At 62.4% G+C, this 18857-nt stretch carries 12 protein-coding genes and 2 pseudogenes; 3 read left to right on the top strand and 11 right to left on the bottom strand.

All coding sequences use genetic code 11. From position 1 onward, the window contains the following. The first annotated feature begins 1 nt into the window (after position 1). Positions 2–1252 (top strand): hypothetical protein, encoded by a 1251-nt coding sequence (locus FS770_RS12135; RefSeq protein WP_145012230.1) that lies wholly within the window; start codon positions 2–4, stop codon positions 1250–1252. 172 nt (positions 1253–1424) lie between these two features. On the opposite strand, the pseudogene FS770_RS12130 reads toward FS770_RS12135, so the two are convergent. Next, positions 1425–2536 (bottom strand): annotated as a pseudogene (locus FS770_RS12130) (transposase). A gap of 88 nt (positions 2537–2624) precedes the next feature. On the opposite strand from FS770_RS12130, the pseudogene FS770_RS12125 reads away from it, so the two are divergent. Beyond that, positions 2625–3155: pseudogene (locus tag FS770_RS12125) on the top strand (DDE-type integrase/transposase/recombinase); the annotation flags it as partial. 314 nt (positions 3156–3469) lie between these two features. Here FS770_RS12125 and FS770_RS12115 read toward each other — a convergent pair. The 10 genes from FS770_RS12115 to FS770_RS12070 all read right to left on the bottom strand — a co-directional run bounded on the left by FS770_RS12115 (position 3470) and on the right by FS770_RS12070 (position 15127). Further along, positions 3470–3901 carry a hypothetical protein gene (locus FS770_RS12115; protein ID WP_145012224.1) on the bottom strand — a complete coding sequence of 144 codons (432 nt, stop codon included), beginning with the start codon at positions 3899–3901 and terminating at the stop codon, positions 3470–3472. Next, positions 3898–4527: a hypothetical protein gene (locus FS770_RS12110; protein WP_145012221.1), complete on the bottom strand. Its 630-nt coding sequence runs from the start codon at positions 4525–4527 to the stop codon at positions 3898–3900. Before FS770_RS12110 ends, FS770_RS12115 begins: the two co-directional genes overlap by 4 nt. Continuing rightward, the gene (locus FS770_RS12105; RefSeq protein ID WP_145012218.1) at positions 4524–6638 is read right to left on the bottom strand and encodes a glycosyltransferase; all 2115 of its coding nucleotides are present in this window, start codon (positions 6636–6638) and stop codon (positions 4524–4526) included. The genes FS770_RS12110 and FS770_RS12105 overlap by 4 nt, the downstream gene beginning before the upstream one ends. Positions 6639–6784: 146 nt before the next feature. Beyond that, positions 6785–7216: a hypothetical protein gene (locus tag FS770_RS14260; RefSeq protein WP_342353665.1), complete on the bottom strand. Its 432-nt coding sequence runs from the start codon at positions 7214–7216 to the stop codon at positions 6785–6787. 166 nt (positions 7217–7382) lie between these two features. After that, positions 7383–8024 carry a hypothetical protein gene (locus tag FS770_RS12095; protein ID WP_145012215.1) on the bottom strand — a complete coding sequence of 214 codons (642 nt, stop codon included), beginning with the start codon at positions 8022–8024 and terminating at the stop codon, positions 7383–7385. Next, positions 8021–10123, bottom strand: a complete 2103-nt coding sequence (locus tag FS770_RS12090) for a glycosyltransferase (RefSeq protein WP_186366782.1) — start codon at positions 10121–10123, stop codon at positions 8021–8023. Before FS770_RS12090 ends, FS770_RS12095 begins: the two co-directional genes overlap by 4 nt. Before the next feature lie 5 nt (positions 10124–10128). After that, complete coding sequence (locus tag FS770_RS12085; RefSeq protein ID WP_145012209.1) at positions 10129–10584, bottom strand: hypothetical protein; 456 nt, start codon at positions 10582–10584, stop codon at positions 10129–10131. Then, positions 10581–11699: a polysaccharide pyruvyl transferase family protein gene (locus tag FS770_RS12080; protein ID WP_145012206.1), complete on the bottom strand. Its 1119-nt coding sequence runs from the start codon at positions 11697–11699 to the stop codon at positions 10581–10583. The genes FS770_RS12085 and FS770_RS12080 overlap by 4 nt, the downstream gene beginning before the upstream one ends. 498 nt (positions 11700–12197) lie before the next feature. After that, positions 12198–14258, bottom strand: coding sequence for a hypothetical protein (locus FS770_RS12075; RefSeq protein ID WP_145012203.1), 2061 nt, complete (start codon positions 14256–14258; stop codon positions 12198–12200). A 32-nt stretch (positions 14259–14290) separates the two neighbouring features. Next, on the bottom strand, positions 14291–15127 hold the full coding sequence (locus FS770_RS12070; protein WP_145012200.1) for a prolyl oligopeptidase family serine peptidase: 837 nt from the start codon (positions 15125–15127) through the stop codon (positions 14291–14293). A 440-nt stretch (positions 15128–15567) separates the two neighbouring features. Between FS770_RS12070 and FS770_RS12065 the strand changes: the two genes are divergently transcribed. After that, the gene (locus tag FS770_RS12065) at positions 15568–18174 is read left to right on the top strand and encodes an LGFP repeat-containing protein (protein WP_186366781.1); all 2607 of its coding nucleotides are present in this window, start codon (positions 15568–15570) and stop codon (positions 18172–18174) included. Positions 18175–18857: the final 683 nt, after the last annotated feature.

Here is an 18857-nt window from a genome sequence, read left to right as displayed (position 1 = left end):
CATGCTCGAAGAATTCGACTACTCATATTTCAAGGCGGACCTGCACGAGTGGTCCGGCACTGACGAATTCTTCTCCGCTCCGAGATGGGCCGACGGGATCCATCGCGTCGGTCTTCCCACGCACCACATGGACCTCCTCTTCAAGAATGACGTCCTGGGAAGCAACCAGGACTACATCCTCGTCACCTTCAATGGCGCGGTATCCAAACGAGGGGAGCGCAAGCCACCGTTCTTCTCGGGCATGAACCTCGGTCGTGAACTGGACGGTCCGTTCGTGGCCGTAGCCGACACGTCCTTGGCGCTCTCCCCGGATCTAAATATCGGCTGGTATGCGGGATACCAGGACGGGCAGTTTCAAGATGCAATTCTGCAGGCACTGCGGACGATCGCTGAGCGGACCGGCAAGCACCTGTGGCTGGTCGGGGGCTCGGCCGGCGGTTTCGCCGCCCTGTATTACGGTCATCTTCTCGGCGACGACGCCTCGGTCCTCGTCTGGAACCCACAGACGGATTTTCTGGAGTACTCGCCCCCGCTCGTCAGGCCATACCTCGAACAGGCGTTCCCACAACTGGTGGCTACCGGCGAGCCAGCTGACCATCCACGCGGATGGGCAGGCGCGTTGGAACGAGCCGGAGTGCAGCATTCAATCATGGCTCATGTACGCATGGGTCACCGGCCGCGTCGCATGCTGGTACTGCAGAACTGGAACGACTGGCATGTGGAGGCTCACCTGGCACCACTCATGCGCGCATACGGAGCCTCTCCGGTCCGTCGCAATCTCTATGAAGCGGGGCCCGAGCACGTCTTCTGGATTCGCAACCTGGGCGAGGGCCATGTGCCGCCCACCCCGGCACACATCGGTGAGCTTTTAGGGGCACTGTGGGCGGAGGGCGGGACCCTGCGGCAGACGGTCGGCACACTGGAGGATCTCGGACTGACTTCCGAGAAGGACATCAGCGCGTTCCCCTTCTGGGGGCAGGGACGTGAGGCGGCCGTCGCCCGGGCCCTGGACTGGGGCGCGGGCGACAGCGGGTCGTTGTGTCCGGTCGTCCACGGGATACCGGCGAAGTCCAAGGCGTTGATGTTCCGCTACCGAGTGCGCGCAGGCGAGCACACGGTCAAAGAGACCTCCGCCCTACTCGGCAGCCGATTGGTCCTGTCTTTAATTCCTGACTGGAGCGATGTCGAGGTCAGCGTGAACGACGGGTTCGGCAACCAGCTCTTCACAACAACTTTTTTTCGTGAGGCATGAACTCATCGGGTAACGTCCCGCGGTTTGTTATAGTTGTATGGCTTCAAAGCTTTGCTCCGGTGCGGTGAAATGCCATCATGCGAAGATCAACAGGGTGCCCCCTTAGGTGTTAAGGGTCCAGTCTCGAACCGAGGGTGGGGGACTGATGCGCGTTGAGGTGACAGTCGGGATGTTAGGCCGCGAGGCTCACGGCTGGGTTCATGGTGGTCTCGGGGGTCAATCGGCCCAGGCGGGCCTGTCGACGGCGTCGATGATAGGTCCACTCAATCCAGGTGATGATCGCGATTCGGAGTTCTTCTCGGGTCCACCAGCGGCGTCGGTCCAGGACGTTCTTCTGCAGCAGAGCGAAGAAGGATTCCATCGCGGCGTTCTCGCCGGGGGCACCGACCTGGCCCATCGATCCGAAGAGGTGATGGCGGTTCAATGCGTGGACGAATTTTCGTGATCTGAACTGGGATCCGCGCTCGGAATACACTATGCAGCCGGCCGCGTCACCACGTCGAGATACTGCGCTGTCCAGGGCGTTCACCGCCAGGCGAGCCTTCCTCCGGGAGTCTATGGAGTAGCCGAGGATACGACCGGAAAACGCGTCCTTGATGGCTACGTCATCGGCGGTGACGTCGCGCCGGACCAGGTCGTCGTGGACCGGTGGCCCGGGGCACTTACCGTTCTTACCGCGCTTCTTCCCGAACACGGAGAACCACTGGTTGTCCCGACAGATCTTTCACGCTGCTCGTTGGCTCATCACTTCGCCAGCGATGGCGGCTTCATCTGCGAGGAACCGGTAGCCGAACGCCGGGTCGTCGCGGTGGGCGTCGAGCAGGGCGTTGACGAGGTAGGCCCCGGTGAGCTCGGCCTCCGTGACTTGCTGGTTCCGCCAGCGGTAATAGGGCTGGCGCGAGAGCTTTGAGGACCCGCAGGGACACCGCGGCGACGGGGATTCCATCGGCGGCGAGCTCGCTCACGAGCGGTGGAGGCACCTCCCGCTTGCGGGGGAAGAGCCTTTTCCCCGCAGATTCGCCCGGGAGAGATAGACGGCTGCGCGGCGGAGGACCTCGTTCTCCTGCTCGAGCAGGCGGATCCGCTTCCTCGCATCACGCATTTCCGTCGGCTCCTCACGGCTGCGGCCGGGGCGGCTGCCGTCGTCGATGCCAGCTTGGCGGATCCACGGGTGGAGCATCATCTCGTGGACGCCGAAGTCCTTCGCGATCTGCGCGAGGGTAACGCCCGCTTCACGGGCACGCACGACGTCTCACGGAACTCTTGAGGGTAGGGCTTGGGCACGGTGATCATCCTTCCAGGCCGACCCACGTCGGCCAGCCAGGTTCGGTGTCACCTATCCGCGCAGCAGTCCCAACATTTCCGATGGCGGGGGGGCTGGCGCTACGTAGGACGCCGGCAAGCTGAGAAGAACTGAGCCGCCACGTACGACAAGCCCCGGAATAAGTACAGCGATCCGTTGATGGGCAAGGCCTACGTCCGCACCGTCATCGACGACTACTCCCGCCTCGTCTACGCCGACATCCACCACGATGAAACCACCCTCGCCGCGACGGGGTCCTGGTGCGCGCGGTCGCGGGGTTCAGAGACCGCGGTGTGACGGTCGAGCGAGTCCTGTACGACACCGGTGGCGCCTACTGCTCACACCTGTGGCGCGACACCTGCACCGAGCTAAGGATCAAGCATAAACGCACCAGGCCGTATCGGCCGCAGACCACGGCAAAATTGAGCGCTTCCACCGCACTCTGGCCGACGGTTGGGCCTACGCCCGGTGTTGCACCTGGGAGGCTGAGCGCCGGGGCGGATTCGACGGGTGGCTGCACTACTACAACCAGCACCGTCCCCCCCGGCCTGCGGCAACCAGCCGCCCTTCTCACGATTGACCAACGTCTTCGGTCAGTACACCCAGGGACGGTGTAGTTGCCTGGGTCAGGTCTGCACGATGGTGGTACCGAGCCGGTTGAAACCGGTCAGAACGGTTCGAGCTTCCGGAGTGTGCTGGGCGAGATGGAGGACCTTGTGCCGGCATCGGCGCACAAGGGGCGAGGCGACCTCGAACGACCGGGCGCTAAGCAGTTTAGGCTCCCATATCTTCGCATCGTGGCCGCTTAATGCCATGGGCTGCATCCATGTGACGAGCTCGCTGGCGAGTTGGACGATCTATTCGGAACGTAGTGACCCATCCGTGTGCTCCGCGACGTTGTTGGCCCCGGCGTTCTAAGCCCAGAAAAGCATGCGTGCTTCCAAACGAGGCACGGCGGGCGAGGTCACAGCAAGGGTGCGCAGGAAATGCACCACGGGTGCCCGCGGAGCAGCATGTCCGATGATCCGGAACTCGAACTTTTGGGCCGGCTCCGTCAGCAACAGGGTCGGGACTATCGAGAGTCTCGACTGATTGGCGGGGGGAAGGTATCGGAAGCAAGTTTTCAGCCCTGTTGAGTAGCTCCAGTTCATGCTTGACTCCGGCACCCCCGGAGACGTGACCGTGACCACGTACTCTGTGCGGGTGAGATCCTTGGGGAAACCCCCAACCTCAAGAGTCAGTTGCTGGACCGGGTCGTCGAAGCTCGCTTGCACGACGACGGCGTTGTGCTTCTCCTCGGCTCGGAGGGTGTACCCATAAATTGTGCGATTGATCATGGTTGTCATGCGGTGCTCCTCTCGACGGAAAGTCCGACGGTGCGGAGTATCCGGTTGTAGGGTGCGAGATCGAGATTCATCGGGACGACATCTTCGTCAAGGACGAAGACCCGGGTGTTGAGATCGTGGCTAAACAACAACATCACACTCAACAGACGGTGGAAGTCATCACAGGTACGCTCATCGGTGCTGGACCACATGGCGTTGCTGGAAATCCAGAGGTGACGTGTGGAGGCCATCCGTCCAATGAAGTGGTCGGCGCGCAGGATGTGCAGGGTGTTGTCGCACGCGACGGGCGAATCCATTTTCATGCGGGTGGTGACCCGGGACCGCAGTTGGGAATGCGGTACATCGGCGGGTGCGAAGTGGACAGGTGCTGGGCTGATGGGCCGATGGGGGTAGATGTCCTGCAGACGTTCCGCAGTAGCGGGGGTGAATTTTCCTTCGACTTCCAGAACCCCGCTGGTGTCGGCGAGGTAGCACACGCCCATGGCGAGCGCGTAACGAGACGATGTCAACTCATCCGGCCAACTGTCCAGACTAAGCAGTGGTGCCGCCGGCGTTGCATCGTATTCACCCGGAACAGCGGCCAAGACATGACGGTCGAACAGGTCAACGTTGTGAACAACTTTCACTGATTGCCTTTCGCTGCGGGGCTCAACTGGTTCACGAGGGTGAGCAGTGTGGCGGTATCGAGAGGGCCGGAGCGGTTGAGCAGGACTCCGACTCGGGTCGTCGAGGCGAGGTAGGAGAGCGCGACCAGGGGATCGGTGAACGGTGTATACGCGAGCGCTGTGCGCCCGGAAGGCGTGGCCAAGGTACGCCGGAAGCTCATGGTGGTGTCGGCATCCGCGTCCGCCGGCAGCTCGACCAACAGTGCGTCGAGCGGAAGCTCAGCGCATATGGCCTCGCGGATTCGCTGCACGGCGGCTGTGATGTCCCCCGTGATCTCCGTGCTGTCCACACCTCCTGAGCGGACGAAGTCCGTCTCTGCCGCGGGCGAAGATCGACGAGCGGCCGTCTCGAGTTTGATCTCAAATCCGTCCCGTCGAAATTGCGTCAAATCCGTCCAGGTGGCGCGACGGAAGGTGCCTGAAGCGGACAAGAGTTCGTCGTGATCTCCGTAGACGGCGACGGCGGACGACACCCGGCTGTCCGAGAGCAGCGCCAGGGCGTTCCGGGAGGAGATGGTTGAGACTGTGACCGTTCGATCGACCAGATGGTCCGGGAGGTAGGCGAGGAGCTGTGGGTTCTCCAAGTCGGTCTTTACAGTGTTAGATTTGGAAGCCTGGGCTCGCTTGACAATCTCCTCCTTTCTCGTCGGACTAACACCGGTACGGAACCAGGATCGAGTTAGAAGCGATCCTAACTTCTGGAAGGACCCGTCGGTCTCCGTCACCTGGCCCGCGTGACGACGTCGGAGGGTGACGATGCGATCGCAGTGGGTGAACTGGACGCCGGCGCGCAGCGCTCGTAGTGCGATATTATTGTCCACCGAACTAGTGAACGACTCGTCGTATCCGAGGCGCCGTAAAATCTTCGTTTCGATCACCCAGGTCGGATGGCCCGCGAAACCGCCCTTTGGGTAAGCCCCCGTGAGGGAGGGTTCGGCATCGGACCACGTGGCCAGTTCCCCCGTCGCGTCGTCGAAATTGACGAAGTTTCCGACGCACCCGTGCACGCCCGATCCGATGGCGGCCAGCTGGATCTCCAACCGATCAGGCAACATGAGATCGTCGTCGTCCAATACGGCCGTGTAATGCCCTCGAGACTCCCGGGCGCCCCTGTTGCGGGCGGCCGAGATGCCAGCCTGTTCCTGGTAGAAGTACCGGACACGGGCGTCCCCGATCGACTCGACAATCTCCCGAGTATGGTCCGTGGAACCATCGTCCACCACGACGACCTCAAGATCCTGGACCGTCTGGTACAGCGCCGAGAAGATCGATTCCCGAAGGTATTGGGCGCGGTTGTGGGTGCTGATGACCACCGACACAAGTGGGGCGGAAGCACCGGCGCCCCCGGTAAGGATGTTTCGCACCACTGAGGGATCGTTACGGTAGTAGGACCGGTTGCGGTCTACGATTTTCTTCACCTTGGGATCCGTCTTTGCTTGGACGGAAGTCTTGGGGTGGAAGATGTGGAAGAGATAGTCCTCGCTCGTGCCTGCCCACACCTGGGGGTATCCGGCGGCGCGGAGCCGCTTGGTGAGATCTAGGTCCTCCACACCGTAGGTGTGCATTCGCTCGTCGTAGCCGCCGACCCGGCGGTACGCATTACGGGGCATCAGCAGGAGTCCGTGCCCCCATCGGGAGTGGATCTCCGCGTCGGCGAGCATTCGGTCCCAGTCGAAGCAGTTCTCCTCCAGCACGAGGGACGTCCAGTGCTCAGGCAGGTCCCAGACCTGATAGTTGAGAATGTAACTGGGGTCGGCCAGCATGGCCGTGGCGTGTCGCTCCAACGCCCCCGGGTACCAGATCATGTCGGCGTCGTCGCACTGGATGAGCTGACCGCGAGCGGCCTCTATGCCACGGTTAAGGCAGCTGGAGCGACTCCAACGGGGAGAGGAGGTATGCACCAGCCTTGCGCCTGTTCGTTCGCAAAGAGATCGGATCGACTCGATATCTGTAGAGCCAAAGTCGGAGACGATGATCTCAGTTGCGAGCGATCCGGCCGACTCAGCGGCAGTCCGGATGGCAACTTCCAACCGGCGAAGCTCACGGTTGCGGAAAGGGATGATGACCGACAAGTCAGGTTTTATATCGTCGGTAGGCAAATGGGGGGCCACGAAAGATCTCCTGGGGGTGCGGATGGGGAGGGAGAGACGGGGATGCTTAGGAGGTATCAGACCGGGATCAGTCACCAGACGTCCAAATGGTCCAGGTCGCGGTAGTGTCAGCCGGCATCGGTAAAAGGCCGGAGGAGGCGCAGCAGGTTGAGGCTGCCGAGGATGGCTGGCGCGGCCACTTGCGGGGGGGGGGGTCGGCTGGCCAGCGGGCGGAGCCGACCGGGTTGTTGGAGTTGCCCGCGATCACGTGGTTCTTTGTAGCTGCCGTCATAATCGAGGCCGCGACGACGTCCACGTAGCGCATCCCCGGTGCGAGCATGGCGATTCGCTACGGGTTGTACGCTCCCAACAAAGTACTCGTTCCCCACGACCTCGGTCCCGGCGTAAGGGGTAGCCCACCGCAACCGTCCACTCCCCATATGAGCGTGCATCCGCTCGGGAAGACCCGGCTCGTGGACCGGCAGCTTTCCAGCGGACAGCGCTGTCGCCTTGGCCGGGTCCACGTCCACCCCCAGCACCTCGAAGTGGAGCTCCGCCATCGCCCCCGCGTGCGTGGCCCCCAAATACCCCGTCCCCAGAACCGTGATCCTCATCGTCATCGTTTTCCTCTTCTTCATATGAAAAGTCTTCGGTTCACTAACCCGGGATTGGAAGAAGCGGCAGTCCCACTATCGGACCGGTGTGCTCATGTACGCTCGACCACCCTCAGCCTGCGGACTCGGACGCCCGGAGCCCCGGTGTCACCAGCGCAAGTCCGGTGGATACAAGCAGCTCCCGATAGCGCTCCACTTCGCAGGGGAAGTGGGGCTCAATGACGCCGACTCCCAGCTCCTCGGCAATCACGACCGCCGCTGCGAGCAAGGCCCGGGCTGGATCCTTTCCGGACGAACAATGAGGTGCATTGGTGGCGAGCAGAATGCGGTTGCTCGTCATGAACGATCCCGCTGAGGCCTCGGCGGTAACCAGATGGACGTCCCACTCGCCCCTGTCACCCGTCGATGAGGCACCCCAACTGCGAGGAAGCCCGTCATAGAGATGCATCTTGGTAGGTCCGGGAGGGAACGGTTGCTGCTGGTAGGAGATCGGCGAGACGTCGGCGAAATCCGGCGCCAGAAACCGGGCGACCGCGGTGACGGTTGTGACGGACACCGGGTGGTCCAGGTGGAAGGCAGTTGCCCCGATCCCCCCGTGGAGGAGCACCGCTGCAACGAGAGCACGATCGGGGGAGACGACGGACTGACTCAGATCGGTAGTCAGCTGGGGAATGAACCAACGACCGTCATAACCGGACGGGGTGAAATGCAAACCCATTCGACCGGACTCGTCGTGTACGCGCTCTACTCTCACAAGGACTCCTTAACAGCTGTCCTGATGAGTTTCAGTGCCTCATCACGGCTCGGCATGTTGAAGACCGACACGTCGCCGGCGGCGGTGGTGATGATGTCTAGCGCGTTCCGAACGTAGGTCTCCAGTGCAGACCCCTCAGCCACCACGGTGACAATATCGTCGTCGGAGCGAGCGTCCCGTAGCTGGAAGCAATCGACCAGATCAGGGACCGTCTCGAGTATTGGGCCCAGAGGCCCTGTGGCTGCCAGGACAGGCTCGGAACCGTGAAGGGGTGGGCCGCCGACATAGGCGAGGAGATCACGACTTGCCGCCGCCGGATCGACGCCATCGGCCGGCCAGTGTTCGAGTACATCGAACGCATGGCCGGCGATGCGCAAGCGAGCCATGTCCGCATAGCTCAGGGACTCGACCAGGCTGAGGGACCCCCAAGGCTGGTTGTTCGCGCTCCTGTACGTCACGGCGCTGGGGACTATACGACCTTCGTCAAGCACCTGACATATGTCCTCGCGAGATGCCCAGACAAGTCCCCGACGGCACACGAGATGGTCGGGAAGCCACGCCCCGCATACATCGTGGAGTTTGGCCCCCTGCAGCACGTCGATCCAGGGTTTCTTCCCGGCATCTGCGCGCAAGGTGTGCCGTGTTTCCGACGGAATTCCGAACGCGAGATACACTAAGTTCATCCTCGCCTGAGCTTCGTGGTAAGCGTTGTCGGTCTTCGTCACTTGGCGGAGGTGGAGACGGCGCATAGCGACGATGTGTCCGCAGTGCGCCATGACCACACCAGCCCGCATCAGCCGCAGAAACAGCTCGTTGTCCTCGCCGCTGCTGATGGACTCGTCGTACGCGAACTCGTCGAACACGCGCTTGTCTACCAACCAGGTCGAATGGCCCGGCGCTCCACCCTTTTGTAGGGCCGTGCCAAACGTAATGTCCTGTTCGCTGAACAACTTCATGTCTCCTGACGCATCGTCGAAGTTCACGAAGGAGCCGTAGACCAAACCGACCCCCTCCGTGACCGCTCCGATCTGCTGCTCCAGTCTGAGCGGAGGCATCAAGTCGTCGTCGTCTATGACGGCGATGAAGTGTCCCCGTGCTTCTTTCGTGATGCGGTTCCTGGCGGCGGAGATGCCTTGGCATTCTTGTCGAAAGTACCTAATCCGCGGGTCTTCGAAAGCCTCCAGGATTTCCCGCGTGTCGTCTGTTCCGCCGTCGTCCACCACGACGATCTCAAAGTCCTGCATCGACTGGGCAAGTACGGAGTACACGGTCTCCCTAAGAAGGGACGAGCGGTCACGAGTAGCGACGGCGACGGTGACGGAAGGCCGTTTTGCGTAGCTCTGCCCTTTCCAGTTAGTGAGATTGCGTACGACCGATGCGTCGTTGTACAGAATGTTTCGGTTGTGCGAAATGGCTTCCTGGAAGGCTTTACTCAGCTGGTTGGAACGATCGGGCGAGGGGTGCCAGAGGTGGTACATCCGGATTGCCGGATCCTCCACCCACATAAGACGATTGCCGGCGCGTTGCGTCCGCTCCCCGAAGTCGATGTCCTCGCAGCCGTAGGTGTGCATCCTCTCGTCGAGGCCGCGCACCTTCTCGAGCGTCGTCCGGGAGACAGCGATCATCCCGCCCATGCCCCATCGTCCGCGCAGTCGCGAGAGACCTTCGAACAGGCGCCAGTCCGGCCCGGAGGACTCAAGCATCTCCTCCGTAATGCTGGGCGGGAGATCGCGGCACTCGAGCAGTGCCGTGACGCTGGGATTCGCTGCGATCAGCTCATACAGCTTTTCGATGGAGCTCGGGGTGAACAGCATGTCGGCGTCGGTGCAGATCACGACATCACCGCTGCAGTGGGCGAAGCCCGTATTGAGTGCCCGCGACCGGGACCACGGGCCGTCTATGTCCGTATAGACCCATCGAGCCCCGGCGGTCTCGCAGACCTGCCGATTGCTCGCTGGATCCGCTGATCCGTAGTCGGAGACGACCACCTCCCCTCTCAGCTCACCAAAGGCCTCAAAGAGCTGGGTAATTACGAGTCCGAGCCGACGCGTCCCCCAGTCCCTAAAGCCGATGACGACGGATACCTGTGCTTCGTGCAACCGAGTCATTTCTTCCTAATTGCCGCAAAGTGGGCATCGACGGGAGCGGATTCGGCACCGGGCAGAGCTCGGGTCGATGAGACAAGTACCGCCAGAACCCGTGTGTGGAGGGCCTCGCCACCGTCCCGCCATCGCGCTGACTGGAGCCGAACCCGTTCGAATGCCTGCCCAGAGGCCAAGTTTCCCAGGAAGGCGAGGCTACTTGATTCCGCCTGCGGGTGGATGATGATCGGCAGTCCCAGCTTCTCTGATCGCCGGAGCGAGGAACCGAGATCCACCGGGTCGCCGTCCTCGTCGAAACACTCGACGGTGATGGCATACTCGCTGGCCGCTACGGGAGCGCTTACTACCGTATACAGCTCGACGGAGGTAACAGGATACCCCAGCGTGAGGACACACTCCTCGGCCAGCGAAAAGCGCTCACAGAAATCTACAGGCACCTTTGACATGGAATCCGTCAAAACTTCAGAGTAAGAGTGGGAAGTTCAAAGATGCTCAGGTATTCGTTGAAATTGGCATACAAATCACTCAGGTTATCGAATAGCTCCTCGTACTGGGAGAAGAGCGAGGGGTAGTCGGCGGTGGTCATTCGAGTGGCAGTCTCCAAAGGAACACTTGGCAGGTGGAGGAAGTCGGTGAGTTCATCGGTCCGTGAGTCGTGGGTGACCCACACGGCGGGGACGCCGGAGAGGATGGATGCCATATTCACGTGGAAACGAGTTCCGTAGGTATAGGACACGCACTCGGTGTTGAAGGCGTACCACTCTTGGGTGTGGCGGAAAAGCCGATAGTTGGCGCGGTAGTACTCCGACACTGTCCGGCGGGAGAGGCGCTTATCAGGTCCGACGTGCTTGCGCAGATACCACGGAATCTCGGGCTCCGTGTCCCCTCTGGAACAGGCGAGGTGGAAGGCGTGATTGAACTTGTTGACCGGTTCCACGAGGAAGGTGTCCTGCTCAATCGCGTCGATCAGCATTTCAGTTTCATCCTCCCGGTGCAGGACAGTCCCGGAGTAGGAAGGGCGACCAAGTTTCCCGGATCGCACTGCCTCGCGGAGGTCGGTGAACTTCTCGGGGCGTTGGAAGAACGATGGGCAGCCGGTGACGTAGACATTGGTGACCTCGGCGAAATGCCTGAAGACCTCCTTGGTGAAAGGGCCCCGGACACCCACGACCTCGCAACGCTTGCCGAGATACTGCATCAAGGCGACGGCCTCGGATGGCATGGACGCGTTCTGGAGGTCGTGGGTTTTCGACTGCGCTCCGAGACCGAATACGACGATGGGGATATCGATGGACTCCAGGAAGTGCTGAAAGCTCGCATACTTGGACCCGTCCGTGTCCCCGATCAATAGCAGATTCGCGATAGTGACCACAAGGTGGCTACAACAGGCATTGGCGAATTCGGCAAACTTCGTGTATCCGCTGAGCCGGAAACGGGTATCCTGATAGAAGACACAGTCATCGAACATTGCGAAGGGTGCGCGTCCATGGATCATGTTTCCAGCATTCTCGGGGTACTCCAGGGGAAATGCCTCGGGCATGGTCGGCAGGCAGCCCATTACTGCGATTGTCATTGTCTTCTCCTTCGCCTGCTAAATAGGGGTATTCATCGTGATTGATCATGCGTCCTCAAAACCGCCATGATTCCCCGGGGGGGGTGAGCCGGACGCTGCTAACATGCGGTGACCCAAAAGCCCAACTGCAGATGCGAGACAGTGACCCGCGACCGTCCGCCTCGCTCTGTCGAGGGGTACCTAACTATTCCGGCGGCCCGGGGGTGCAGAAGGTACGGGCTACTTTCGGATGGCACTTAGTCAATGCACTTTGCCGAACCGGGCTGCGCGCTCCCTGACATGCATCGATGGTCTGTTCTCTCACATCGAGATTTCGTGTTCTGCTCAGGAGTTCGTTTGGATTAGCCAGCGGTTCAGGATGGAGTCCGCGGATCCCCCACGCCGACTGCACGATCGGAGCTCTCTTGATGGTCTCAGGCTGCGTTCTGTAGATCGGCATGATTGAGGGCACAACAACCACCTTGTCGGGGAAACTGTAGGCTGTTTGGGGGGCGGTCCTCAGTTCATGGTACCCGTTGCGGACATGGCGGCCGAGTCCGACGCGGTTTCGTCGCGCGTAGCGGCTACATGCTTCGTCCAGGGGCTCGTCTCGGCATAGGGATTGCTTGAGACCGCCCGCGGCGCTTCTTCCGGGGCCATCGGTGTGTAGGAAAGATCGAGGATCCCTGCGTGGGTCGCCCGGCTCCACGACTCCTTGGACATCGTCCGGAGCGCCACAACTTGCACCTCGATCGTGTCCTCGGCCCGCAGATTGTGCACGGTCACCCAAGAGTCGTACGGCCAGGCGGCGCCGTCGGTGCGGAGCAGAGTCTGTCCCGAGACCATCAGTCGGTACTCGAATCGGCCCAGCGAACGCTTGAACGCATAGGGGGAGCGGAACCGGAACTGCAGGGAGCCGTCCACCGGGGCGTGACCGATGACCCGGGTGGCGCTGTAGCCCTCAACAAACTGGTCGGAGGGCAGGAGGAGGTGGTTTGGTCCCGGCGCTGGCTGGAACACCGGTTCCTCGTCCGGTGTGCCGGGCAATCCGGACAGACGCAGGCCTCGCTCGAGCCAGGCGTTGACGCGTTCCTTCCGCCGGAGATCAGACCGCTTTTCGTCCCGTACCTGCTGGTAGAGATTCCGGTCGTCGTTCTTCCCGAAGAAGTTCAATAACGGGAAATTGCGGTCGATCAACTCAGTGTAGGCGAAGCCATCCCGCCGATCCGCCACGTCGAAGGAGAGCAGCAGCTCGAAGATCGCCCGTACGCTGACGGGCAGGAACGTGTCGAAGCTGATGTCGGTCTCGTTGAGCACCTCGGACAACCACCGTCCCACGCGGAACTCCCAATGGAAGAGGTCGAGTCGGTGGTACCCGTGGAGGTCCTCGTGGTAGCCCAGACGTTGCACGGCCCCGTCGAAGTAGGCGTGCTGCTCGACATTCAGCGCAGGCGTGCCCGAATCCGTGGCGATAACGCTGGCCCGCTGCGCGTAATGCACGCGGATATCCTCGATCGTGTCGTTGTGCGGCCGGGGATCACGGAAGGCACGGCCGATCTCGAAGGCGTTGCCGCGCATGTGCATCACGTCGTCGCCGGGGAACGCCCGGTTGTAGTGGTGGATGAGCCAGCGCCCGTGCTCGAGGATTGAGTTACGGCTCATTAGTTGGGACAGTTCGGGGCTGGACGTGACGCCGGTGTCATCCCGGGAGAAGAACCGGTGGTCCAGGGGCAGCAGGTCCCGCAGCTCGCCCACAATTCTTTCGTCCTGCGCCAGCCGTTTGCTCCGGCGGCTCCTGACGTTTTTCCCGGGGGTATAGGTGAAGCCGTGTACCACCTGCAGGTGCCGGCGGGCCATGGCCAGCACCACCCGGCTGTCGGAACCACCGGTGACCGACACGACGACGTCCTCGAATGCCGTTGTGAACGCGTCCAGCTCACGCTGCCACATCGCCTCGATCGCAGACAGCTTCCGCCGGGTGGACCACCCGGCGTACCGGTTCGGCTGCCGTGGAAAGAAGCGCTCGACCTCCCACGTGCCCAGCACGAGGCGGTGATTGGGCACCAGCGCCCGGATGCCCGCCCACGGTGACAGATCCCAGGTATTGGCCGCCCCGGTGGGCCTCAGGGTGGCGAGCGTCGGCTCGTGCGGCACCAGGTCGTGGATGAGATGGGCGTGGGAGGAAACCAGTCCGGCCCCGGGGGAGTAGTAGACGGAACGAGCACCCGCGGCGTCCTGATACACCGAGGCCTGCGTCGCGTCGCCCGCGACGACGACGTGGCGCCCGGCCAACAGGTCGAGGCCGTTCAGGAACGTGTCCTCGCTCTGTAGCAGTTTCCGCAGCAGCCAGGCCGAGACGTCGACGACCGACTCCTCGCCCACGGGGAAACAGGTGCCGTGGGTCAGGACGAATCGACCGGTCACCTCGTCGACGCACACTGTAGGCGTGCGCAGAGGGTCGAAGGAGAAGTGCCAACCGCCGGCCACCTCGAGGGAGTGGAAATTGCCGGGCACTGAGCGCTCGGGGGGAGCATGGCGGCTGAGGACGAAGCCGCGGGGATAGGGGGTGAGCCGTGGCACGTGAACTTCCTTAGGGGGTGGGGGGTGAGGGGTCAGTCCAGTCTCGGGGTGTGATTGAGGATCTCCAGGGTCTGCTCCTTGGGCATCGGATTGTGCTCCGCCGCCGGATCCTCGTACGGGAAGATCCTGACGTTGCGTGTCAGCCGTGGGTGGGATTGGACGAAGTCGATGAACATGGGGTGGTCGACTTCGCGGTCGTGCTTGGACGCGAGGTTGACGTAGTAGTCGATGCTGACGGGCTTGCCGCGTTTGGCGAGCAGATTCAGCGCGTTGGTGCGCACCGGATGCGCCCGCCGCAGCCGGTTGGGGAGCATGTTGTCGAACCGAGCTTCCCGCAGCGGGTTGAGTCCCGTAGCCATCCAGCGCGTCCAGTCGAACTGGGCATTGTTGATGACCGCCGCGGCCCCGGCGTCCCCGGCCAGCAGCGTCAGTGCCATGAAGCCGCCGGCCGAGGAACCGTAGTAGACCCGCCGAGCCGGCTCCCGCACACCGAGCAGGGCGGACAGCGCCTGGGCGGCGCGCGCCGCATCGTAAGCGACCCAGTGCTGCCTGCTGAGTTGCCCCCACGCCAGAGAGAGGCGGTCCTCGCCCAGGGTCCCGGGATCGCAGAAGTAGACCTGGTGGTGCTCGATCTCCTGCCACCAACTGGAGCGTTGGAACACCGGGTGACCTTGGGCTATGTGGTGGTCGACCGCGCCATTGCTGAGCACGAGCACCCTATCCGCTCCTGCCCGAGGGACCACGAGGAACGGCAGCACGGACTGCTTGCCGATCACATCGAAGCGGTGGGGTGTGTCGGGGGTGAGGTATCCGAGGCGGGTGCTCTCGAGCGCCGCGAGGGTCACGGTCGTGGTTGGGAATTCGTTCATGGAGGGTTTCAGGTGGTGGGGTGGGCCAGTGCCCGGCTGACCCTGCACATGGCCTCCGACCCCGTAATGTGGGTCGGCATGATCGAGGGCATAACAACCACCTTGTCGGGACGGGTACGGCCCGCCGGGCTCGCACTGAGCTGTTCGCCCTCAGTTTAGGGGACGCGCCCATGGTTGTGTTCACGAGGGCATGTTGTGGATGGCCTTGCGACATCATGATTAGCGGCACCGTGAGTGCGTGGGGCCCGGGATTTCGGGGGCCGCACGCGGCGCCGCTCGATCGGTGACCATCCCGATTCCTCCCTACTGTCGCCGTAGAATTCAGGACAGTCATGGAGTGGTGTCCCTCATCCCTATGCGTCCACCCCCCCCAATCACCGGGCGCAGGCGAATCGGGCGATTCGTCGGATCTGGGAACCACAGTGAAGCGGGAGAGTCGCATGCACCATCATCAAAACGTTTCCGTGCCCGCCGGGGTCTCCCGGCGCGGCCTCTTCTCGGCCGTCGCGGCTCTCGGATCGGCGGCAGCAGTGATGCCGCTCGTGGGAACCCCGGCCTCCGCCACGGCCGCCGTGGTGCTGGGGACGGAAGCGCCGGTCGCGAAGCTGGGGATGTCCGGAACCGAGGTGGGTCGCTATCGGAACATCTTCCGCAGCTTCACTCTGACCTCGTCCGCTGGCATCGGTGTGGTCGCGGTGGGACAGAGCAAATTCGTGGTCACCTTCAACGCCGGGGACGGGTTGGACACGGTCCAGATCTTCAACGCCGACACGGGGACGCTCCACTACAAAGCATCGACGCCTGCAAAGGCTGCCGGCAACTTCGTTCACGACGGTAAAGGAAACCTCTACTTCTCCTCCGGCAAGTCGTTGATGCATGTGTCCGTGACCGGCAGGACGATCCGCCAGCTCGCGACCGTCCAGGGCGGGATCACGGACTTGTACGACTTCCAGCTCGACTACAAGGGGCGGCTGTGGGCCGGGACCTATCCGACTGGCGTCGTGGTGTGCCTCGACCCGGCCAGCGGCAAGGAAATCACCCGTACGCCGCGACTGGGAACCGGCAACCACTACGCGCGGGGCCTCTCCATATCCCCGGACGGGAAGACCATCTGGGCGGGTACCGGGACCGCGGATCCGAATCTGTTCCGTTTCGACGTCGATGTCCCCTCCACGCCGAAACGCGTGGGCATCCCCGGTATCGGGACCAATTCCATCGTTGCACGCACGGCTGCCCGAGGGCGTAAGGTCTTCGTCTGGCACAACGACAGAGCCGGCAAAGAGATCCTCTCGGTCTACGACACCGTGGCGCAAACCTGGGCGCCGTCCCCGACCTCCTTCGTCGGACGCTCCGTATCCAAGACGGACGCCGCCGGCTACGTCTATGTCAACGCCTGGGGTGTCCTGCGGCGGATGCGCCCGGGCGACGCGGCCATGAAGGCCGAGAACGTGGCCACCGTCTCGGAAAAATCTCTCGTACACCTCGGAATAGCCGGCTCACACCTGTACTTGTTCACCGAGGCGCCGTCCGTGCTGAGGGCAACGAAGATCACCACGACCGGGGCGTCCGCTGGGAGCGTGGGCTACCGAGTGGTTCCCGTCCCGCTCATGACGCAATCGATGGTCATTGATCCGCGCACAAACACGCTCTTTTCGGGCGGCTACCGCGGTGACGGACTGTGTTCCACGAACCTGGCCACGGGGGCGTTTGCGCACTCTGCGCCTGCCTCCGGCATCGAACAGATCGAGGGGATGGTCGTCGACGGCGAGAAGCTCTACGTCGGTTCTTGCATCTCCAGCGTGATCGTGGAACACCGGACAAACCGCGGTGTCACCGACTCCGCTTCCTACCGCACTCTTGCAAGGCTGGGACCGTCGCACCGTCAATCGCGACCCTTCGGATGGGCGGTCACCACATCACACGTGGTGTTCGGAACCGTGCCGGAGCCCGGGTATCGGGGCGGGGCATTGGGGACCATTGAGCGCTCCACCGGAAAGGTGACGGTCTACAACAAGATCGTGCCGGAGCTGTCGATCGTGGGCCTCGCCGCCGCGGGCGACATCGTTTATGGCTGCACGTCTGCACGGGCCGGGTACGGTGCGGACGATTACGAGGGCGCCTCCGTGGTCTTCGCAGCGGAGGCCCGCACCGGGGCGGTTCGCTGGCGCCGGGCACTGCCCGGGACATCCGAGAATTACGGCCCGGTACTGATGGGCAGCTTCCTCTACGTCGGCACCCTTGACACCGTTGTCGAACTGCGGGCCTCGGATGGCCGCGTCATGCGCACCTTTGTCCTCGATGAGGGACGGTCGGAACGGCCCGCGTGGCAGAACGTGGAACTCGTCCGCATTCCGGGTACCACCAGATTGGCACATCTTGCCTGGGGCACGGTAACGGTCCTGGACATTGCAACCGGGCAGCACGGACGTGTATTGGCCAAAGCGCACAAGCACATGTCTTTCGACTCAACCGGGGCACTGTGGGTGACAACGGGTAACGACGTGGTCAAGTTGCGTCTGGATGCCGTAAATACCTCGGGTGCCATCGGTGCCAAGTATGCCGCCATGGGTGGCGCCCCCATACTGGGTTACCCCGAGGGTCCACAGGTAGCGGTGGCCACGAATTCTGGAATCATGCAGAGGTTCTTCCGCAATGGCAAGGCCACCTCGATCTACTCCTCGTCCAGCACCGGTACGCATGCGGTTGAGACCTCTAGCGCTATAGGCAAGAAATTCGTTGGCCTCGGCAAGGAGGATCGGGGCTATGGACTCCCGAGCACCGACGCTGTGCGATTCTCCGGCGGGGCGTACCAGGTCTTCAACAACGCGGGCCGTACGACTCGGGTGGTCACGACAACCCAGTACGGCACGTTCTCGATCGAAGAATATTGGGGTATCGGCAAGGCATGGGTCGCGGCCGGGCGCGACACAGCCTGGGGCTGGCCGACAGAGGACGAGCACGCCGTGGGCTCCGAGTACGTGCAGAGGTTCTCCAAGAACGTCACCGCGCATCGCGTGCCGGGCAAGTCAGTTTGGATTACGAAGTAGACGGGTATCGTCTGCTTCGGCCGAGGCGACCGTCTCTTTGTTGCCCGAACCTCTGGGGGTGGGGGGAAAACCGGACCTGACAGACCAGTCGGCAGCCGGATGGGACGACATCATCGACGCCTGAGACCAGGAGCTGTTTTCGGCTTCTAGTCCGGAATCGCCGGCCAGTCATCCGAGGCTGGCACCCACGGACGAGTCCCATTTCTTCCAGAAGTAACCCGCGGGGAACCACCAGAACCGCTACCCGGGCCATTGTCCTTTCCATGGTCGCAGACATTGTGTCAACTCGTACGCTTTACCACATTTCCGTGTTGGGATATTTCGGTGTCGACAATCCACGAGGGGTTGGAGCAACCCGGATGAAAACTGCTAGACATTAAAACATTCCGTCCCGCCGTAGGTCCCAGTGACATCAGTGGAGACTCTACAACTCGATAGCAGTTCGAATTTTTTGTTCACGGGCAGGAAAAGTATAGTTCGATAGCGTCTTTCGACTGCCGCAGAGCCGTCGCAGTGCTGGCCCGTCACTGGCTTTGTTTGAGAATCGAGACCGCCCGTTTGTGTGGCTGCGGCTACGCGACTTCAATCGTTGCAACCGGCGATGCCCGGCTGGAGATTTGGGGCTCTTCAGGATCCAGGGTGTAGTCGCGGCCTGAACCCGCCGGTCTCCAGGAGCGATCTGG

The sequence above is a fragment of the Kocuria salsicia genome (assembly GCF_007681555.1).
In the GTDB taxonomy this organism is placed as follows: Bacteria; Actinomycetota; Actinomycetes; order Actinomycetales; family Micrococcaceae; genus Kocuria; species Kocuria salsicia.
The sequence above is the reverse complement of the archived record's forward strand: the minus strand, read 5'-3'. Positions and strand labels throughout refer to the sequence as shown.